The sequence below is a fragment of the Streptomyces mangrovisoli genome (assembly GCF_000974985.2).
Taxonomy (GTDB): domain Bacteria; phylum Actinomycetota; class Actinomycetes; order Streptomycetales; family Streptomycetaceae; genus Streptomyces; species Streptomyces mangrovisoli.
Genome location: NZ_LAVA02000052.1, coordinates 25,291 through 43,876 on the forward strand (window position 1 = coordinate 25,291; position 18,586 = coordinate 43,876).

Here is an 18,586-nt window from a genome sequence, read left to right on the forward strand (position 1 = left end):
CGGCGGAACAGCGGCGGACCCCCGCGTGTCAGGTGGCACACGCGAGGGTCCGTTCGCACTCCGGTCGCGCAATCCGCTACTCGACGGTCACGGACTTCGCCAGGTTGCGGGGCTTGTCGATGTCCCGGCCCAGCGCCTTCGCCGTGTGGTAAGCGAGCAGCTGGAGCGGGATGCCCATGAGGATCGGGTCCAGCTCGTCCTCGTTCTTCGGGACCACGATGGTCTGGTCCGCCTTCTCCTGCTCCCGGTGGGCCACCGCGAGGATCCGGCCGCTGCGCGCCTTGATCTCCTCCAGGGCGGCGCGGTTCTTCTCCAGCAGGTCGTCGTCCGGGACGATCGCGACCGTCGGCAGGGCGGGCTCGATCAGGGCCAGCGGGCCGTGCTTGAGCTCGGAGGCCGGGTAGGCCTCGGCGTGGATGTAGGAGACCTCCTTGAGCTTCAGGGAGGCCTCGCGGGCCACCGGGTAGCCCCGGACCCGGCCGATGAAGAGCATGGAGCGGGCGTCGGCGAACTGCTCGGCCAGCTTCTGGATCTCCGCCTCCTGCTCCAGGATCTCGGAGATCTGCGCGGGCAGCTTGCGCAGGCCCTCGATGATCCGCTTGCCGTCGCGCACCGACAGGTCGCGGGTGCGGCCGAGGTGCAGCGCGAGCAGCGCGAAGGCGACCGTGGTGTTGGTGAAGCACTTGGTGGACACCACGCAGACCTCGGGGCCCGCGTGCACGTAGACGCCGCCGTCCGCCTCGCGGGCGATCGCCGAACCGACCACGTTGACCACGCCGAGGACGCGCGCGCCCTTGCGCTTGAGCTCCTGCACGGCGGCCAGCACGTCGTACGTCTCGCCGGACTGGGAGACCGCGATGTAGAGGGTGTCGGGGTCGACGACCGCGTTGCGGTAGCGGAACTCCGAGGCCGGCTCGGCGTCCGCGGGGATGCGGGCCAGCTCCTCGATCATCTGCGCGCCGATCATGCCGGCGTGGTACGAGGTGCCGCAGCCGAGGATCTTGACCCGGCGGATCCGGCGGGCCTCGCGGGCGTCCAGGTTCAGGCCGCCGAGGTGCACGGTGGAGAAGCGCTCGTCGATACGGCCGCGCAGCACGCGGTCGACGGCGTCGGCCTGCTCGCTGATCTCCTTGTGCATGTAGGTGTCGTGGCCGCCCATGTCGTAGGAGGCGGCCTCCCACTCCACGGTGGTGGGCTCGGACGTGGTCCGGGTGCCCTCGGTGGTGTAGGTGCGGAAGTCGTCGGCCTTGAGGGTGGCCATCTCGCCGTCGTCGAGCGTGACGATCTGGCGGGTGTGGGCGACCAGCGCGGCGATGTCGGAGGCGACGAACATCTCCTTCTCGCCGATGCCGAGGACGACGGGGGAGCCGTTGCGGGCCACCACGATGCGGTCGGCGAAGTCGGCGTGCAGCACGGCGATGCCGTAGGTGCCCTCGACGAGCCGCACGGTCTCGCGGACCTTCTCCTCCAGGGTCGCGGCCTGGGAGCGCGAGATGAGGTGGACGAGGACCTCGGTGTCGGTCTCCGAGAGGAACTCGACGCCGTCCGCCTCCAGCTTGCGGCGCAGGTCGGCGGCGTTGTCGATGATGCCGTTGTGGACGACGGCGACCTTGCCCTCGGCGTCCAGGTGCGGGTGGGCGTTCACGTCGGAGGGGGCGCCGTGGGTGGCCCAGCGGGTGTGGGCGATGCCGGTGGTGCCCTTGAAGCGGGCGGGGACCTTGGCCTCCAGGTCGCGCACCCGGCCCTTGGCCTTGACCGTCCTCAGGCCGGGCGTCTTCGGGGAGGTGATGGCGATGCCGGCCGAGTCGTAGCCGCGGTACTCCAGACGCTGCAGACCTTCGAGCAGCAGAGGGGCGACGTCACGCTTCCCGATGTATCCGACGATTCCGCACATATATGGGTATCCAGCTCTCTCGGCACCACGGCCCCGCCGTGGACGATGTCTTCCGGTGCTTCCGGTGCTTCCGGCCTTTCCGGTGCTTCCGGTGTTCTTCCGGCTCTTGGGCTGCGGCTCAGCCGTAGACGATGCGGCGCAGTTGCCGGAGCGTGAGCTCCGGCGGCGCCACCGCCCGGTATCTCAGGTCCGCCTCGATCCGTCCGAAGATCTCCGCGTTGACCAGGCCCTGTGCCTGGAGTTCGCGGTGGCGGCGACGGACGTACGCCTCCGTCGTCTCGTCGAAGAAGGCGAGCACGTCCTGGACCACGCGCAGTGCCTCGCCCCGGGTGAGGGCGGTGGACCGCGTCAGATGATCGAGGAGTTCGTCGTGCACTCGGTAGATCCTGAGGCACCGGTCCCGGTTTCGCAAGAATCCTGCCCGATTCCGGGCAAGGGGCTGTTGGATCTCTCATGAGGTGCTGTTCGCGCAATGTCCATCCCGTGTCCTGCGCCACGTTGCCCGCGTAGACGAGTTTCAGACGCCATGGACATTCCTCGCATGGGCGTACCCGACCAGCTCGCCGAGCGCATGAGCATGGCCGAGCAGCATGAGTACCTGCGCGCCAGATTCTCCCGGCGCACGATGATCAGAGGCGGTGCCGTGACGCTCGGCGCCGTCACGGGCGGCACCTTCGTGGCGGGCGGTACCGCCCAGGCCGCGGTGCCCACCCAGTCCACCGCCACCTCGTCCGAGAAGGTCGACGGCGCCCTCGTCGCCCCCTTCGGCCGGCACCTCGCCTACGGCAGCGACCCGCGCACGGAGATCACCGTCTCCTGGCAGGTCCCCGTCGTCGTGGACAAGCCGTTCATCCGGATCGGCGCCTCCCCGTGGGACCTCTCCCGCAAGATCTCCGCCGAGGTCCGCACCCTCTACACCCCGGCCGGTGTCGGTGCCAGCGCCGACCACTACCAGTACTACCTGCACGCCAAGCTCACGAACCTGCGCCCCGGCAAGACGTATTACTACGGCGTCGGCCACGCGGGCTTCGACCCGGCCGAGCGCCACCTGCTGGGCACCCTCGGCACCTTCACGACCGCCCCCTCCTCGAAGGAGCCGTTCACCTTCACGGCCTTCGGCGACCAGGGCGTCAGCTACCACGGCCTGGCCAACGACGCCCTGATCCTCGGCCAGAACCCCACCTTCCACCTGCACGCCGGCGACATCGCCTACGCCGACCCGTCCGGCGCCGGCAAGACCGCCGACACCGGCTTCGATTCGCGGGTGTGGGACCAGTTCCTCGCCCAGACCGAGTCGGTCGCCAAGTCCGTGCCGTGGATGGTCTCCTACGGCAACCACGACATGGAGGCCTGGTACTCGCCCAACGGCTACGGCGGCGAGGAGGCCCGCTTCACCCTCCCCGACAACGGGCCGGACAAGAAGAACCTGCCGGGCGTCTACACCTTCGTGCACGGCAACACGGCGATCATCTCGCTGGACCCGAACGACGTGTCCTTCGAGATCCCGGCCAACCTCGGCATCTCCGGCGGCACCCAGACCACGTGGCTGGAAGGCCAGCTGAAGAAGTACCGGGCGTCGAAGGACATCGACTTCGTCGTCGTCTTCTTCCACCACTGCGCCTACTGCACCTCCACCGCGCACGCCTCGGAGGGGGGCGTGCGCCAGGAGTGGGTGCCGCTGTTCGACAAGTACTCGGTGGACCTGGTCATCAACGGCCACAACCACCAGTACGAGCGCACCGACGTGATCAAGGGCAACCAGGTCGTCAAGAAGCTGCCGATCGGCGAGACGGCCTACTCGGACACCGAGGGCACCGTGTACGTCACGGCGGGCGCCGCGGGCCGCAGCCTGTACGCGTTCACCGCGCCGGACTCCTACGAGGGCCACCTGAACGAGGTCGACTCCGTCGCCTCCTTCATCAACACCAAGGACGGCAAGGTCAACGAGACCGTCACCTGGTCGCGGGTGCGCTACCTCAACTACTCGTTCCTGCGCGTGGACGTCGAGCCGGCGCCGCGGGGCCACTACGCCAAGCTGGTGGTCTCCGGCATCGCCGAGACCGGCGACCGCATCGACCACTTCACGGTGGCGCGCAAGGCCAAGTAGGCGGCGCGACGCACACGGGCGGCCCGGCCGCGCCTTCCGGCGCCCGCCGGGCCGCCCGTACCACCACGCGCCGCCCCCGACGGACCCGCCCGCGGCCCCCGCGCGGGCGGGTTCCGCGGGGGCGGTCGGGCCGTTCGCGCAGTTCCCCGCGCCCCTGATCAATCACCCTGCGGGCCGGTGGGGGCTGGTCGCGCAGTTCCCCGCGCCCCTTTCAGGGGCCCGGGCAGCCGTGCCCCGAAAGGGGCGCGGGGAACTGCGCGACCAGCCCTCCACCGCCCCGCGGCCGGCCCGGGCGGGGTCCACCGTTCCGAGGCAGCAGCCGCCGGTCGCCCGTCCTCACAGGCGTCTGAGCACCGCCCGCTTGGCCAGGGTGAACTCCGCGTCCGTCAGGACGCCCGCGCGGCGCAGCTCGCCCAGTTCGCGCAGCCGTCGCAGCAGCGCGTCGTGGCCGTCTCCGGCGGGCGGTCGCGCGGCCTGAGCGGGCACCTTCGAGGCCGGAGCCGCCCCGGGGCCGCCCGCCGCCCGCGGGTGCGGCAGCCGTGCCCGCACGGCCGCCGCGACGAGCGCCGTCAGCGGGTCCCCGCGAAAGCCCCACAGCTCCACGGCGTGCGGGTCGTACCTCGGGGGCGCCCCGCACGGCGCGCCGCGCACGGTGAAGCGCAGAAAGCCGTTCGCCGGCCCGGTCGCCGGGCGCCACTCCACCGCGGCGATGTCCGCGACGGGCAGGGTGCGGGCGCCGGCCGCGGCCTTGGCGTCCTCCGTCCGCCGGTTCCACTCCAGGCGCACCCGCTCGCCGTCGAAGCTCGCGGTGCCGTCCCCGGCGGACGCCGACACCGGCACCGCGGGCCCCGGCAGCAGCCAGGCGGCCACCGGTTCGGCCGGTGGCGCGTCGAGCCGCAGCGCGCCGCGCACCTCCTCGGCGACATATCCGGCGACGCCGTACCGGTCGGCGTCCACGAGCAGCCGGTAGGGGTCGTCGCCCGCGCCGAGCCGGCCGCCGGTGGCGTGCAGCAGCGGGTCCGCGCCGTCGCGCAGCCGCAGCCTCAGCCGCCCGGCCCGCCGGCCCTGTTCGAACGAGACCCCCGCGAGTGCCCGCAGTGGTACGTCCAGTTCGCCCAGGGTCCGGCGGAACGGGCTGACGCTCCGGTGCCGGCCGGGCGTCAGCCGCAGGGCGTCGCCGTGGAGCACCCACGCGCCGTCCCGCTGGAGGATCTCGGCCATGGGTGCATGGTCCCACCGGCCGCCGCCCGCGTCAGAACACGGCGAGCGGGTTGCGCAGGGTGCCGACCAGCTGGAGCGCGCCGGAGGGATCCGCCAGGTCGACCATCTGCCGGTTGTCGCGCAACTGGAGCCGGTTCAGGCAGGACAGCGCGAACTCGGGCGCGAACAGGTCGTACTGCCGGAACTTGTCGGCGAGTTCGGGTGCCGAGTCCTGATAGGCGCGGCTGACCTCGGTGACCGTCCGCCAGAAGGCGTCCTCGGCCAGGATGCCCTCGGCCGCCAACTGGGCGGCGAGGAACCGGAAGAAGCAGTCGAAGACGTCCGTGAAGATCGACAGGAGCTTCATGTCCTCCGGCACCTCGGCGCGGATCCGCCGCACCTCGGGCGGGAGCACGGCGTCCGGGTCCATCACCACGATCTCCTCGGCGATGTCCTTGTAGACCGCCCGCCGCACCACGCCGTCCTCCAGCACCAGGATCACGTTCTCGCCGTGCGGCATGAACACCAGGTCGTAGGCGTAGAAGCTGTGCAGGAGGGGGACGTAGTACGCCTCCAGATAGCGCCTGAGCCACTCGGTGGGGGCCAGCCCGGACCGCTCGACCAGGGCGCCCGCGAACGACGCGCCCGTGTGGTCGACATGGAGCAGGGACGCCATGGTGGCGAGCGACTCGCCGTCCCGGAGCGCCGGCACCGGGCTCTCCCGCCACAGCGCCGCCAGCATCTTGCGGTACGGCGAGTAGCGGTCGGTCGCCTGCTCGTACTCCAGGTGCCGGTAGCCCACGGCGGCCCGCTCGCGGATGACCGACAGGCCGGACTCCTTGAGCACCGGGTCGTTCGCGACCAGCTGGGCGAGCCAGTCGTTGATGGCCGGGGTCGCCTCCATGTAGGCGGCCGAGAGGCCCCGCATGAAGCCCATGTTGAGCACGGACAGCGCCGTCTTCACATAGTGCTTCCCGGGGTGGGAGCGGTTGAAGAAGGTCCGGATGGATTGCTGGGCCAGATACTCGTCGTCGCCCTCGCCGAGGCAGACCAGCAGCTCCCGGGCGACCTCGGCGGCGAAGGTGACGGAGAGCTTGTTCCACCACTGCCAGGGGTGGACGGGTATGAGCAGGTAGTCCGCCGGGTCGAGGCCGCGCCCGCGCAGCGTGGCGGCGAAGCGCTCGACGGTCTCCTCGCCCAGCTCCGCGCGCAGGAAGGACTCGTACTCGATGCCCGCGCCCGCGGTGAACGCGGCGCGCGAGCGGTGCGCGGCCAGCCAGACCAGGCGGACCGGGCTCGCGGTCTCCGGCGCGTACGCCAGGTACTCGTGGACGCCGAAGCCGAGCCGGCCGTTGTTGGCGACGAAGCAGGGGTGGCCCTCGGTCATCCCGGTCTCGATGGCCTGGAAGCCGCGCTCCAGCAGGTCGGCGGAGGCGACCTGCTCCTTGGCGAGCTTGTAGCAGGTGCCGGAGAGGGTGGAGGAGATCTCCTCCAGATAGACCGGCAGGATCTCGTCGGCGAGGCCCAGGGAGTCCTTCAGCTCGATGAAGAAGTCCAGGGCGGCGAGCGGGAGTTCGGCGCCGTCACGCGTCCGGGTGATGGAGTCGGCGGCCACCTGCCAGTGGTCCAGGGCGCGCCGTTCGGCGGTGAAGCGGTAGCGGGTGAGGCCGTCGTCGCCGCGGACGGTGAACCCCGTGCCGTCCGGCTCCGGCTCGGGCGTGATCAGCCGCTCGTGCGCGAACTCCGCGAGCGCCTTGCGCACGAGCAGGCGGTTGGCCCGCTCCCAGTGCTCGGGGGTCAGGTGGGTGACGGCGTCGGCGGGCCTCATGCGGACACCGCCTTCTCGAAGTCCTCGCGGGTGCAGAAGCTGAGCAGCGCCTTCTTCTCCGGCTTGACGATCTCCCGCTCGGGCACGAACCCGACGGCCGCGTTCAGGGCGTGCACGGCGGTGTTGGCGACGTCCGGTTCGACCACGACCCGGTGCACCGCCGGGTCGGCGAACAGGTGGGTCATGACGGCGGTGATGACGGCCCGGGTGAAGCCGTGCACGGGCCGGTCGGTCGGCGCGACCAGGAAGTGCATCCCGACGTCGCCGGGCCGCGGCTCGTACAGCCCGACGAGTTCGCGGTGCGCGGGGTCGTAGTGCTCCATCAGGAAGGCGGGGGTGCCGTCGCGCAGCCCCAGCAGGGCGTGGTGGTGCTCGTCGGCGGCGATCTCCATGTAGGCGCGCTCGACGTCCTCCAGGCGGGCGTCCTGCATCATCCAGAAGGCCGCCTTGGGGTGGGTGACCCAGGCGTGCAGCGACTCGGCGTCCCGCAGCGGGTCCAGGGGGCGCAGGGTGAGGATGCCGATGCCGGCGGTGGTGGTGCTCATACGGAGAACTCCTGGAAGGCGATCGTCTTCTCGATCGGGTAGTACTCGGTGCCGAGCAGCTCGCGGATGATGCAGGAGTTGCGGTACGGGCCCATGCCGAGGTCGGGGCTGGTGATGCTGTGCGTGTGCACGCCGGCGTTCTGCAGGAACACGCCGCGGCCGGTGACGTCGACGGAGTAGTTGCGGGCGACGTCGAAGCGGCCGTGGCCGTCGAAGCGGAGGCGGTCGCGGATCGGGCCGAGGAAGGCCGGGGGCTCGTAGTGGTAGCCGGTGGCCAGCACGACGGCCTCGGTGGTGATCTCGAAGTCCTTGTCCTGCTCGTCCTGGTGGAAGCCCAGGGTGTGTCCGTCGCCGTCCCGACGGGCGGCGACGAGCGAGGAGTTGGTGAGCAGACGGGTGGTGAGGGGGGTGTCGCCGCTCTCGACGTTCTTCTGGTACAGCAGGTCGAAGATCGCGTCGATGAGGTCCGAGTTGATGCCCTTGAACAGGCCCTTCTGCTGCTTCTCCAGCCGGTAGCGGGTCTCCTCGGGCAGCGCCCGGAAGTAGTCGATGTAGTCCGGGGAGGTCATCTCCAGGGTCAGCTTGGTGTACTCCAGCGGGAAGAACCGCGGGGAGCGGGTGACCCAGTTGAGCTGGTAGCCGTGGACGTCGATCTCGGCGAGCAGCTCGTGGTAGATCTCCGCGGCGCTCTGCCCGCTGCCGACGATCGTGATCGACTTCTTCGCCTGGAGCTCCGCCTTGCGGTGCATGTACTGCGCGGTGTGGACGACGTCCTTCGTCAACTCCCGGCAGACCTCGGGCACATAGGGCACGGTGCCGGTGCCGAGCACCAGCCGGCGGGCCCGGTGGGTCTCGCCGGCCGCCGTGTGCACGAGGTAGATCCCGTCCTCGTGGCGGACCTCGGTGACGGTGGTGGAGAAGCGGACGCAGGAGAGCTTCCCGGCGGCCCAGCGGCAGTAGTCGTCGTACTCGACGCGCAGCGGGTAGAAGTTCTCCCGGATGTAGAACGGGTACAGCCGGCCCTTCTCCTTCAGGTAGCTGAGGAAGGAGTACGGCGACGTCGGGTCGGCCAGGGTGACCAGGTCCGACATGAACGGGGTCTGCAGGTGGGCGCCGTCGAGGAACATGCCCGCGTGCCATTCGAAGTCCGGCTTGGCGTCGAGGAAGAGGCCGTCGAGCCCGTCGATGGGCTCGGTCAGGCAGGCCAGTCCCAGGTTGAAGGGGCCGAGCCCGATGCCCACGAAGTCGTAGGTCCTGTCCGGGGTTTCAGCAAGCGCGGTCAAGGGAGTCTCCCAGGTACTGCTCGGCGTGGCCGGCGATGAGGTCGAGCACCGCGGCGATGTCGCCCGCGGTGGTCTCGGGGTTGAGCAGGGTGAACTTCAGGTAGTGGCGCCCGCCGACCTTGGTGCCCGCGACGACGGCGTCCCCGGAGGCGAACAGGGCCTTCCTGGCGTAGAGGTTGGCGCGGTCGATCTCGGCCGGGTCGGTGACGGTGGCCGGGATGTACCGGAAGACGAGGGTGGACAGCGACGGCTCGACGACGACGTCGTAGCGGGGGTCGGCGGCCAGCAGCCGCCACCCTTCCCGGGCCAGGTCGCAGACCTCGTCGAAGAGTTCGCCGATGCCGTCGGCGCCCATCGTGCGCAGCGTCATCCACAGCTTGAGGGCGTCGAAGCGGCGGGTGGTCTGGAGGGACTTGTCGACCTGGTTGGGGATGCGCTCCTCGGCCATCCGGCGCGGGTTCAGGTAGTCCGCGTGGTAGGTGGCGTGCCGCAGGGTGGCCGCGTCCCGGACCAGCACGGCGGACGAACTCACCGGCTGGAAGAAGGACTTGTGGTAGTCGACGGTGACGGAGTCGGCGCGCTCGATGCCGTCGATGCGGTCCCGGTGGCGCACGGAGGCGAGCAGTCCGCAGCCGTAGGCGGCGTCGACGTGCATCCACACGTCGTACTGCTCGCACAGTTCGGCGATCTCGGGCAGCGGGTCGATGGAGCCGAAGTCGGTGGTGCCCGCGGTGGCGACGACGGCCATCGGCACGAGGCCGTCGCGTGCGCAGTTCTCCAGCGCGCGGGCGAGCGCGACGGTCTGCATCCGCTTGTCGTGGTCGACGGGGATCGACACGACCGCGTCCTGGCCGAGGCCCAGCAGTTTCGCCGACTTGCGGACGCTGAAGTGGCTGGCCTCGGAGGCGAAGACACGCAGTTTCGCGAGCGAGGCCGGGTGGTCCCCGTCGTCCGGTCCGGGCTTGGCCTCCTCGCGGGCCAGCAGCAGCGCCTGGAGGTTGGACTGGGTGCCGCCGGAGGTGAACACGCCGTCGGCGGCGGGTCCGAGGCCGATGCGGCCGGCGGTCCAGTCGATCAGTTTCCGCTCGATCAGGGTGCCGCCCGCCGACTGGTCCCAGGTGTCCAGCGAGGAGTTGACGGCGGAGAGCACCGCCTCCCCGAGCACCGCGGGGATCACGACGGGGCAGTTGAGGTGCGCGAGATAGCGGGGGTGGTGGAAGTAGACGGCGTCGCGGAGGTAGACCTCCTCGAGCTCGTCCAGGGCGGCGCCGGTGTCGTACAGCGGGCGGTCGAGGTCGATCCGGTCGACGAGCGGGGCGAGGGCGTCGGGGGTGACGCCGGTGAACGGCCGGTCGGTGGTGGCGAGTCTGGCCGCCACCCGCTCCACTCCTTCGGTCACGGAGCGGCGGTAGTGCTCCGCGGTGAGGTCATTGAGCAGGTGCGAGCGCATGTGGGGGTCCTCCGGTGGGGACGGTCCGTGCGGGGTGACGGAAAGGGGCGGAACCGCTCTCCAACTAAGGTTAGCCTAACCTAAGTTGATCTAAACGGATTCCGCCCCTCGGGTGACCGCGATCACGCGCCCGCGATCACGCGCCCGCGATCACGCGCCCGCGATCACGCGCAGGCGATCACTCGCCGCGTGCGCGCAGTTGCTCCTCGCTCAGTCCCTGGCGCCAGTAGCCCACGAAGGTGACACGGCGCCGGTCGATCCCGCGCTCGCCCACGAAGTGCCGGCGCAGCGCCTTCATCCGCCCGGCCTCGCCGGCGATCCAGACGTACGGGCGTGCGGCTGCGGGCAGTTCGGCGGCGCGGACGGCGTCGAGGGCGGGGAAGCGAGGGGTGCCGGTGTCGTCGCGGCCGTCGTGCGGCGCGGGATGCGTCCCCGTGACGATCCAGTCGATCCGCACGTCCGCCGCGGTCGCCGGCCGCTGGATGTCGGCGGGGTCGGGCACCTCCAGCCAGACCCGGGCGCGGGTGCCGGCCGGCAGGGACTCCAGGACGGCGCAGGCGGCCGGAAGGGCGGTCTGGTCGCCCCACATCAGCACCAGATCGGTGTCCTCGGGCGGACGGAAGCGGATGGCGTGGTTGTCCGCGACGGCCGGCCCGAGCAGCAGGACGCGGTCGCCGGGCGCGGCGTCCGCGGCCCAGCGGGAGGCGGGACCGGCCGGGGTGGGGGCGCCGGGCTCCACCCCGTGCAGCACGAAGTCGATGTCGATCTCGTCGGGGTCGTGGCGCTGCGCCCGCAGGGTGTACGACCGCATCACCGCCCGCACGTCCTCGGGCAGGGCGTTCCAGCGCTGCCGCCAGGTGTCGTCCAGGTCCAGGGGGACCACCGGCTCGCTCTGGCCGGGACGGGGCAGGAACAGCGACAGCGACTGGTCCCGCCCGTGGGAGTGGAAGGCGTGCAGATCGGGACCGGTGAAGGTGACCCGGGCCAGAGACGGGCCGAGCCGCCTCGTCCGTACGACCCGGAGGGAGAAGAAACGGAACGGGGCGGCCACGGCCGTCGTCATGAGTGCTCCTGTGACGCGAGGAGAGGTGACTCGGGGGGAGGGGGAGTCGGTCGGGGAGGGGTGACGCGGGGCGTCAGCCGACCTTCTTGGCCTTCTCGATGGCCGCGGCGAGGTCCTCGACCAGCGGGGCGCACTTGTCGTAGGACAGGATCGGCTCGGGGTTGCGGGCGATGACCTGGCCGGCCTTGACCGCGGGCAGCTTCTTCCAGGTGCCCTCGGTGATGTCGGCGGGCTGGATGGCCGAGGTGCGGTTGTCCATCATGATGATGTCGGCCGCGTACTTGTCGACGTTCTCCCAGCTCAGCGACTCGTACCAACCGCCGCCCTTGGCCTTGGACTTCTCCGACGGCTCGACGAAGTTCACGCCGAGGGCCTTGAAGTACTCCAGGTCGATGGAGAGGTTGGAGCCGGAGACGTAGAACAGGTCCTGGCTCGCGGAACCGGCCATGACCTTGATGTCCGGGTTGGCCTTGGTGGCGGCGCGCAGCCGGGCGGCCGCGTCCTCGAAGCGCTTCTTCGCCTGCGTGACCTGGTCCGAAGTGACGTCGCCGCCGAGGGACTTGGCGAGCGCGAGCATCCGCTGCAGGGGCTCGGTCAGCTGGCGGTCGTAGACGGAGATCCCGACGCTCGGGGCGCCGACGGCGAGGATCTTCTTCTTGGACTCCTCGGGGACGTACCAGAGGGTGCCGACGTTGTCGAACATCGTGGAGACGAGGAGGTCGGGCGCGAGGGCCGCGTACTTCTCGATGTTGAACTGGCCCCACTCGTTGCCGAGGTTGGTCACCTTGGTGATGTCGAGGTCGCCGGCCTGGACGTCGGCCTTGCCGTCCGAGGTCTTCGTCGGGCCGAAGACGCCCTTGGCCTCGACGCCGTAGTCGTGCAGCGCCGCCGCGACACCGATGAACGCGACGATGCTCGCCGGGGTCTTGTCGGTCTTCGCGGTCTGCCCGCGGTCGTCCTTGAAGGACCAGGGGCCGGACGCCGCGGCCGTGGTCTTCGCGCCCGAGCCACCGCTTTTCGCGTCGTCGTCCCCGCAGGCCGCGAGCGCGGCGCCGAGGCCGAGCGCGCCTCCTGCGGCGAGGATGCCGCGGCGGGAGAGGTGAGTGACACGGGCATTGGGCATGGGTCGGCTGCCTTCGAACGGGGCGGACTGTCCGCCGGGCGATTCGAAGGTAGGTTAGCCTAACCTCAGCGGATGTCCAGAGGGCGGGTCGGCCCCGGCACGTGGGCGCAACGGCCCGGATGTGCCGTGGCGGTTCGCGGAGGGACGGCCCCGCCGCCCCGGCGGCGGTTCGTGTCGGACCGGTCCCGCCGCGCGCGCAGGGCGTCCCCGGACGCGCGAACGGCCCGCCCGGCGGTCTCCCCGCCCGGCGGGCCGCGCGGGGCCCGCTGTTCAGCTCGTGAGCCCCAACTCCCGCGCGATCAGCATCCGCTGGACCTCGCTGGTGCCCTCGCCGATCTCCAGGATCTTGGAGTCGCGCCACATCCGGGCCACCGGGTACTCGTTCATGAAGCCGTAGCCGCCGTGGATCTGGGTGGCGTCCCGCGCGTTGTCCACGGCCACCGTCGAGGAGTGCAGCTTGGCGAGCGCCGCCTCCTTCTTGAACGGGGCGCCCGACACCAGCCGGGCCGCCGCGTCCCGCCACGCGAGCCGCGCGGTGTGCGCCCGCATCTCCATGTCGGCGATCTTGAACTGGATGGCCTGGTTGGCGCCGATCGGCCGGCCGAAGGCGTGCCGCTCCCGCGCGTACTTCAGCGACTCGTCCACACAGCCCTGCGCGAGACCCGTCGCGAGAGCCGCGATCGCGATCCGCCCCTCGTCGAGGATGCGCAGGAACTGCGCGTAGCCGCGCCCCTGTTCGCCCACCAGGTTGGCCGCGGGCACCCGCACGTCCGCGAAGGACAGCTCGCGGGTGTCCGAGGCGTTCCAGCCGACCTTCGAGTACGGCGCCGCGACGGTGAACCCGGGGGTGCCCGAGGGCACGAGGATCGCCGAGATCAGCGGCCTGCCGTCGGGCCCCCGGCCGGTCACCGCCGTCACCGTGACCAGGCCCGTGATGTCCGTGCCGGAGTTGGTGATGAAGCACTTGGTGCCGTTGATCACCCACTCGCCGGTGGCCTCGTCGAGCCGCGCGGTGGTGCGGGTGGCGCCCGCGTCCGAGCCGCCGTCGGGCTCCGTCAGGCCGAAGGCGCCCAGCACCTCGCCCGAGCACAGCCGCGGCAGCCACGCGCGCTTCTGCTCCTCGGTGCCGAACAGATGGATCGGCATCGCGCCGAGCGAGACGCCCGCCTCCAGGGTGATCGCGACCGACGAGTCGACCCGGGCCAGCTCCTCCAGCGCCACGCCGAGCGCCAGGTAGTCGCCGCCCATGCCGCCGTACTCCTCGGGGAACGGCAGCCCGAACAGGCCCATGCGGCCCATCTCGCGGACGATCTCGTAGGGGAACTCGTGCCGCTCGTAGAAGTCGCCGATCTTGGGCGCGACCACGTCGTGGGCGAACTCCTCGACGGTGCGCCGGAGTTCCTCCAGCTCGGGGGAGAGTCGGTAGTCCATGGCTGTGATCACTGCTCCTGGTGGGAGAGGGCTCGGACGGTGCGGGACGGGCTGGGGCGGCCCAGTTGTTCGGCCATCCACACGCTGGTGGCGACGAGACGGCCGAGATCGACGCCGGTGTCGATGCCGAGTCCGCGCAGCATCCACACGAGGTCCTCGGTGGCGAGGTTGCCGGTGGCGGACCTGGCGTACGGGCAGCCGCCGAGGCCGCCCGCGGAGGCGTCGACGGTGGTGACGCCGTGCTGAAGCGCGGCCAGGGTGTTGGACAGGGCCTGGCCGTAGGTGTCGTGGAAGTGGACGCCGATCTCGTCGGTCGGCACGCCCTCCTCGTTGAGCTGCGCGAGCAGGTCGAGCACATGGCCCGGGGTGGCGACGCCGATGGTGTCGCCGAGGCTCAGCTCGTCGCAGCCCATGTCGCGCAGGGCCCGGCACACGCGGACCACCTGGTGCAGCGGGACCGGGCCCTCCCAGGGGTCGCCGAAGCACATGGAGACATAGCCGCGCACGTGCGCGCCCGCGTCCTTCGCCTGCCGTACGACGGGCTCGAAGACGGCGAGCGACTCGTCCACCGTGCGGTTGAGGTTGGCCTTCGCGAACGACTCGGTGGCGCTGGCGAAGACGGCGACCCGGCGGGCGCCGAGCGCGAGCGCGCGGTCCAGGCCCCGCTGGTTGGGCACCAACACCGGCAGCGCGACCCCGGGCAGCTCGCTCACCTTCGGGAACAGCTGCTCCGCGTCGGCGAGTTGGGGCACCCACTTGGGGTGCACGAAGCTCGTCGCCTCGATCGTGGTGAGCCCCGCGTCGGCGAGCCGGCGGATGAACTCCGCCTTCACCTCGACCGGTACGGCCGTCTTCTCGTTCTGCAGCCCGTCGCGCGCGCCGACCTCGTGGATGCGCACCCGCGCGGGCAGACCCGGTGCCGGTACGGCCATGGGCAGCGCGCGGGGGCCCGCCGCGGCCGTAGTGTCCGTTCCTTCGATGCCCTCGGCGGTCATGCCCCCGCCTCCTCGCTCCGGTCGGCCTGCTCGCTCTCGTGCGGCGCGATGACGGCCAGCACCTGGTCCATGGCGACCGTGGAGCCGGGCGTCACGTCCAGCTCGGCGACGGTGCCCGCGTGCGGGGCGGAGACGACGTGCTCCATCTTCATCGCCTCGACCACGAGCAGGCTCTGTCCGGCCGTCACCTCGTCGCCGACGGCCACCTTCACCACGGTCACCGTGCCCGGCATGGGCGCGGTCAGCGAGTCGGCGCCGGCGTGCGCGGAACGGGTCAGCGAGGCGGCGACCGGGTCGTGGTCGCGCACCTGCCAGGAGTCGCCGTCCCGGCCGATCCAGTCGCCGGCCCGGCGGAAGGTCGTCCGGACGCCGTCGAGGGTGACCGAGACCGTGTCCCCGGCGACGGCGTGGGCGCCGCGGGGGACGTACTCCACCGGGTCCTGCACCCGCAGGTGGAAGCCGACGGGCTTCGGGGTGCCGCCGAGCCGCCAGCCGCTCGGCACCGAGAACGGGTCGGTCCAGCCCTCGCCCCGGGGCCTGAGCGCGTCCAGCCGCACGGCCGCCGCCGCCTCGTACACCTCGTCCGGCACGTCCGTGGTGACCAGGTCGTCCACCACTCGCTCCACCAGCCCGGTGTCGAGATCGCCCGAGACCACGTCCGGGTGCGCGAGCAGCCGGCGCAGGAAGCCCGCGTTGGTCTGCACGCCCAGTGTCACCGTGTCCGCGAGGGCGGCGCGGAGCCTGCGCAGCGCGGTCGCGCGGTCGGGGCCGTAGGCGATGACCTTGGACAGCATCGGGTCGTAGAGGCTGCCGACCTCCGTGCCCTCGCTGAGCCCGGAGTCGGTGCGCACCCCGTCGCCGTCCGGCTCGTCCAGCAGCAGCACCGTGCCGCCCGAGGGCAGGAAGCCGCGGGTCGGGTCCTCGGCGCAGATCCGCGCCTCGATCGCGTGCCCGGTCAGCCGTACGTCGTCCTGCACGAAGCCGAGCCTCTCCCCGGCCGCCACCCGCAGCTGCCACTCCACCAGGTCGAGGCCGGTGACCAACTCGGTGACCGGGTGCTCCACCTGGAGGCGGGTGTTCATCTCCATGAAGTAGTACGCCGAAGGGTCGCGGCCCGGGACGATGAACTCCACCGTGCCCGCGCCCCGGTAGCCGCAGGAGCGGGCCGCCTGCACGGCCGCCTCGCCCATCGCGGCGCGGGTGGCCTCGTCGAGCAGGACGCTGGGCGCCTCCTCGATCACCTTCTGGTGGCGCCGCTGGAGCGAGCACTCGCGCTCGCCGAGGTGCACCACGCCCCCGTGGCCGTCGGCGAGGACCTGGATCTCGATGTGCCGGGGCCGGTCGATCCACCGCTCCACCAGCAGGGTGTCGTCGCCGAAGGAGGCGCGGGCCTCGCGGCGGGCGGCCGCGATCTCCTCCTCCAGGGCGGTCAGCTCGCGCACCAGGCGCATGCCCTTGCCGCCGCCGCCCGCGCTGGGCTTGAGCAGCACGGGCACGCCGATCTCGCGCGCCGCGTCCGCGAGCTGCGCGTCGCTCAGGCCACTGCCGCTGGAGCCGGGCACGACCGGCACCCCGGCCGTCTGCACGGTCTCCTTGGCGCGGATCTTGTCGCCCATCAGCGCGATCGCGTCGGCGGACGGCCCGATGAAGACCAGCCCGGCCTCCTCGCAGGCCCGCGCGAACGCGGCGTTCTCCGCGAGGAAGCCGTAGCCCGGGTGGACGGCCTGGGCGCCGGTGCGGGCCGCGGCCTCGATCAGCCGCTCGGCGGACAGATAGCTCTCCGCGGCCGGCGCGGGCCCGATACGGACCGCGGTGTCGGCCTCCCGGACATGCCGGGCGTCTGCGTCGGCGTCGGAGAAGACGGCGACGGACCGCACGCCGAGCGCGCGCAGCGTACGGATGACCCGCACGGCGATCTCGCCGCGGTTGGCCACGAGCACGGTGTCGAACACGGGTCCCCTCCTCACATCCGGAAGACGCCGAACTGGGGGTCACCCAGCGGCGCGTTGGCACAGGCGGTCAGTGCGAGTCCCAGCACCTGCCGGGTCTCCACCGGGTCGATGACGCCGTCGTCCCAGAGCCGGGCGGTGGCGTAGTAGGCGCTGCCCTGGCGTTCGTACTGGGCGCGGATCGGGGCCTTGAAGGCCTCCTCGTCCTCGGCGGGCCAGGACCCGCCGCCCGCCTCCAGCTGGTCCCGCTTGACGGTCGCGAGCACCGAGGCGGCCTGCTCGCCGCCCATGACGGAGATCTTGGCGCCGGGCCACATCCACAGGAAGCGGGGGGAGTAGGCGCGGCCGCACATCGAGTAGTTGCCCGCGCCGTAGGAGCCGCCGACGACGACGGTCAGCTTCGGCACCCGGGTGCAGGCGACCGCGGTCACCATCTTGGCGCCGTGCTTGGCGATGCCGCCCGCCTCGTAGTCCTTGCCGACCATGAAGCCGGAGATGTTCTGGAGGAACACCAGCGGGATGCCGCGCTGGTCGGCGAGCTCGATGAAGTGGGCGCCCTTCTGGGCGGACTCGGAGAACAGGATGCCGTTGTTGGCGACGACGGCCACCGGGTGCCCGTGGATCCGCGCGAAGCCGGTGACCAGGGTCTGCCCGAACTCCGCCTTGAACTCCGCGAACCGCGAGCCGTCGACGACGCGCCCGATGACCTCGCGGACGTCGTAGGGGGTGCGGGAGTCGACCGGCACCGCGCCGTACAGCCCGGAGGGGTCGACCTTGGGCTCGATCGCCGCGGTCACCTCCCAGGGCAGGGTGGAGCGCGCGGGCAGCGTGGCGACGATGTCGCGGACGATCCTGAGCGCGTGCGCGTCGTCCTCGGCGAGGTGGTCGGTGACGCCCGAGACGCGGGAGTGCACCTCGCCGCCGCCGAGCTCCTCGGCGGTCACGACCTCGCCGGTGGCCGCCTTCACCAGCGGCGGGCCGCCCAGGAAGATCGTGCCCTGGTTCCGGACGATGACGGCCTCGTCGCTCATCGCGGGGACGTACGCCCCGCCGGCCGTGCACGAGCCGAGGACGGCGGCGATCTGCGGGATGCCGGCCCCCGACATGCGGGCCTGGTTGTAGAAGATCCGCCCGAAGTGCTCCCGGTCGGGGAAGACCTCGTCCTGCATCGGCAGGAAGGCGCCGCCGGAGTCCACCAGGTACAGGCAGGGCAGCCGGTTCTCCAGGGCCACCTCCTGCGCGCGCAGGTGCTTCTTCACCGTCATCGGGTAGTACGTGCCGCCCTTGACGGTGGCGTCGTTGGCCACGATCACGCACTCGCGCCCGCTCACCCGGCCGATGCCGGCGATCACCCCGGCCGCCGGGGCCTGCCCGTCGTACATCCCCTCCGCGGCCAGCGGAGCCAGTTCCAGGAAGGGCGACCCGGGATCGAGCAGCGTGTCCACCCGGTCGCGCGGCAGCAGCTTGCCGCGCGCGGTGTGCCGGGCGCGCGCCTTCTCGCCGCCGCCGAGCCGCGCGGCGGCGAGCCTCGCGCGCAGCTCCTCGCCGAGCGCGCGGTGCGCCTCCTCGTTGGCTCGCCAGGCGTCCGACGCGGGGTCCGCCGCGCTCGTCAGCTCCGGTGCCTCGTGCATTCTTGCGGCCCCTCACCCAGTGGTCGACTGTTAATGAGCGTTAACCATCTCCCTCAGGTTAACGACCGCTAACCTCCCTGTCTAGAA

At 71.7% G+C, this 18,586-nt stretch carries 14 protein-coding genes; 1 reads left to right on the forward strand and 13 read right to left on the reverse strand.

The genetic code is table 11. From position 1 onward, the window contains the following. Positions 1–76: 76 nt before the first annotated feature. Positions 77–1,894: a glutamine--fructose-6-phosphate transaminase (isomerizing) gene (gene glmS, locus WN71_RS22185; protein WP_046591188.1), complete on the reverse strand. Its 1,818-nt coding sequence runs from the start codon at positions 1,892–1,894 to the stop codon at positions 77–79. Positions 1,895–2,012: 118 nt separating this feature from the next. Beyond that, positions 2,013–2,270: a hypothetical protein gene (locus tag WN71_RS22190; RefSeq protein ID WP_046591187.1), complete on the reverse strand. Its 258-nt coding sequence runs from the start codon at positions 2,268–2,270 to the stop codon at positions 2,013–2,015. 165 nt (positions 2,271–2,435) lie between these two features. On the opposite strand from WN71_RS22190, the gene WN71_RS22195 reads away from it, so the two are divergent. Continuing rightward, a complete protein-coding gene (locus WN71_RS22195; RefSeq protein ID WP_046591186.1) occupies positions 2,436–4,001 on the forward strand; it encodes a purple acid phosphatase family protein in 1,566 nt (521 codons plus the stop codon). A gap of 336 nt (positions 4,002–4,337) precedes the next feature. Here WN71_RS22195 and WN71_RS22200 read toward each other — a convergent pair whose 3' ends face one another. From WN71_RS22200 to WN71_RS22250, 11 genes are all read right to left on the reverse strand, one after another. Further along, a complete protein-coding gene (locus WN71_RS22200; protein WP_046591185.1) occupies positions 4,338–5,222 on the reverse strand; it encodes a DUF4429 domain-containing protein in 885 nt (294 codons plus the stop codon). Positions 5,223–5,253: 31 nt separating this feature from the next. Beyond that, positions 5,254–7,029, reverse strand: coding sequence for an IucA/IucC family protein (locus WN71_RS22205; RefSeq protein ID WP_046591184.1), 1,776 nt, complete (start codon positions 7,027–7,029; stop codon positions 5,254–5,256). Then, positions 7,026–7,574 (reverse strand): GNAT family N-acetyltransferase, encoded by a 549-nt coding sequence (locus WN71_RS22210; RefSeq protein WP_046591183.1) that lies wholly within the window; start codon positions 7,572–7,574, stop codon positions 7,026–7,028. The genes WN71_RS22205 and WN71_RS22210 overlap by 4 nt, the downstream gene beginning before the upstream one ends. After that, the gene (locus WN71_RS22215; protein ID WP_046591182.1) at positions 7,571–8,857 is read right to left on the reverse strand and encodes a lysine N(6)-hydroxylase/L-ornithine N(5)-oxygenase family protein; all 1,287 of its coding nucleotides are present in this window, start codon (positions 8,855–8,857) and stop codon (positions 7,571–7,573) included. The genes WN71_RS22210 and WN71_RS22215 overlap by 4 nt, the downstream gene beginning before the upstream one ends. Continuing rightward, positions 8,841–10,307, reverse strand: a complete 1,467-nt coding sequence (gene desA / locus WN71_RS22220; RefSeq protein ID WP_046591181.1) for a lysine decarboxylase DesA — start codon at positions 10,305–10,307, stop codon at positions 8,841–8,843. Before desA ends, WN71_RS22215 begins: the two co-directional genes overlap by 17 nt. 178 nt (positions 10,308–10,485) lie before the next feature. Further along, on the reverse strand, positions 10,486–11,370 hold the full coding sequence (locus tag WN71_RS22225; protein WP_046591180.1) for a siderophore-interacting protein: 885 nt from the start codon (positions 11,368–11,370) through the stop codon (positions 10,486–10,488). A gap of 73 nt (positions 11,371–11,443) precedes the next feature. Beyond that, the gene (locus tag WN71_RS22230; protein ID WP_046591179.1) at positions 11,444–12,493 is read right to left on the reverse strand and encodes an ABC transporter substrate-binding protein; all 1,050 of its coding nucleotides are present in this window, start codon (positions 12,491–12,493) and stop codon (positions 11,444–11,446) included. A gap of 270 nt (positions 12,494–12,763) precedes the next feature. Further along, positions 12,764–13,924, reverse strand: a complete 1,161-nt coding sequence (locus WN71_RS22235; RefSeq protein WP_046591178.1) for an acyl-CoA dehydrogenase family protein — start codon at positions 13,922–13,924, stop codon at positions 12,764–12,766. Positions 13,925–13,932: 8 nt separating this feature from the next. After that, positions 13,933–14,919, reverse strand: coding sequence for a hydroxymethylglutaryl-CoA lyase (locus tag WN71_RS22240; RefSeq protein WP_046591177.1), 987 nt, complete (start codon positions 14,917–14,919; stop codon positions 13,933–13,935). Next, a complete protein-coding gene (locus WN71_RS22245) occupies positions 14,916–16,871 on the reverse strand; it encodes an acetyl/propionyl/methylcrotonyl-CoA carboxylase subunit alpha (protein WP_046591176.1) in 1,956 nt (651 codons plus the stop codon). The genes WN71_RS22240 and WN71_RS22245 overlap by 4 nt, the downstream gene beginning before the upstream one ends. A gap of 11 nt (positions 16,872–16,882) precedes the next feature. After that, entirely contained in the window at positions 16,883–18,499 is a 1,617-nt protein-coding gene (locus WN71_RS22250; protein ID WP_046591175.1) for a carboxyl transferase domain-containing protein, read from the reverse strand. Between the last annotated feature and the right edge of the window lie 87 nt (positions 18,500–18,586).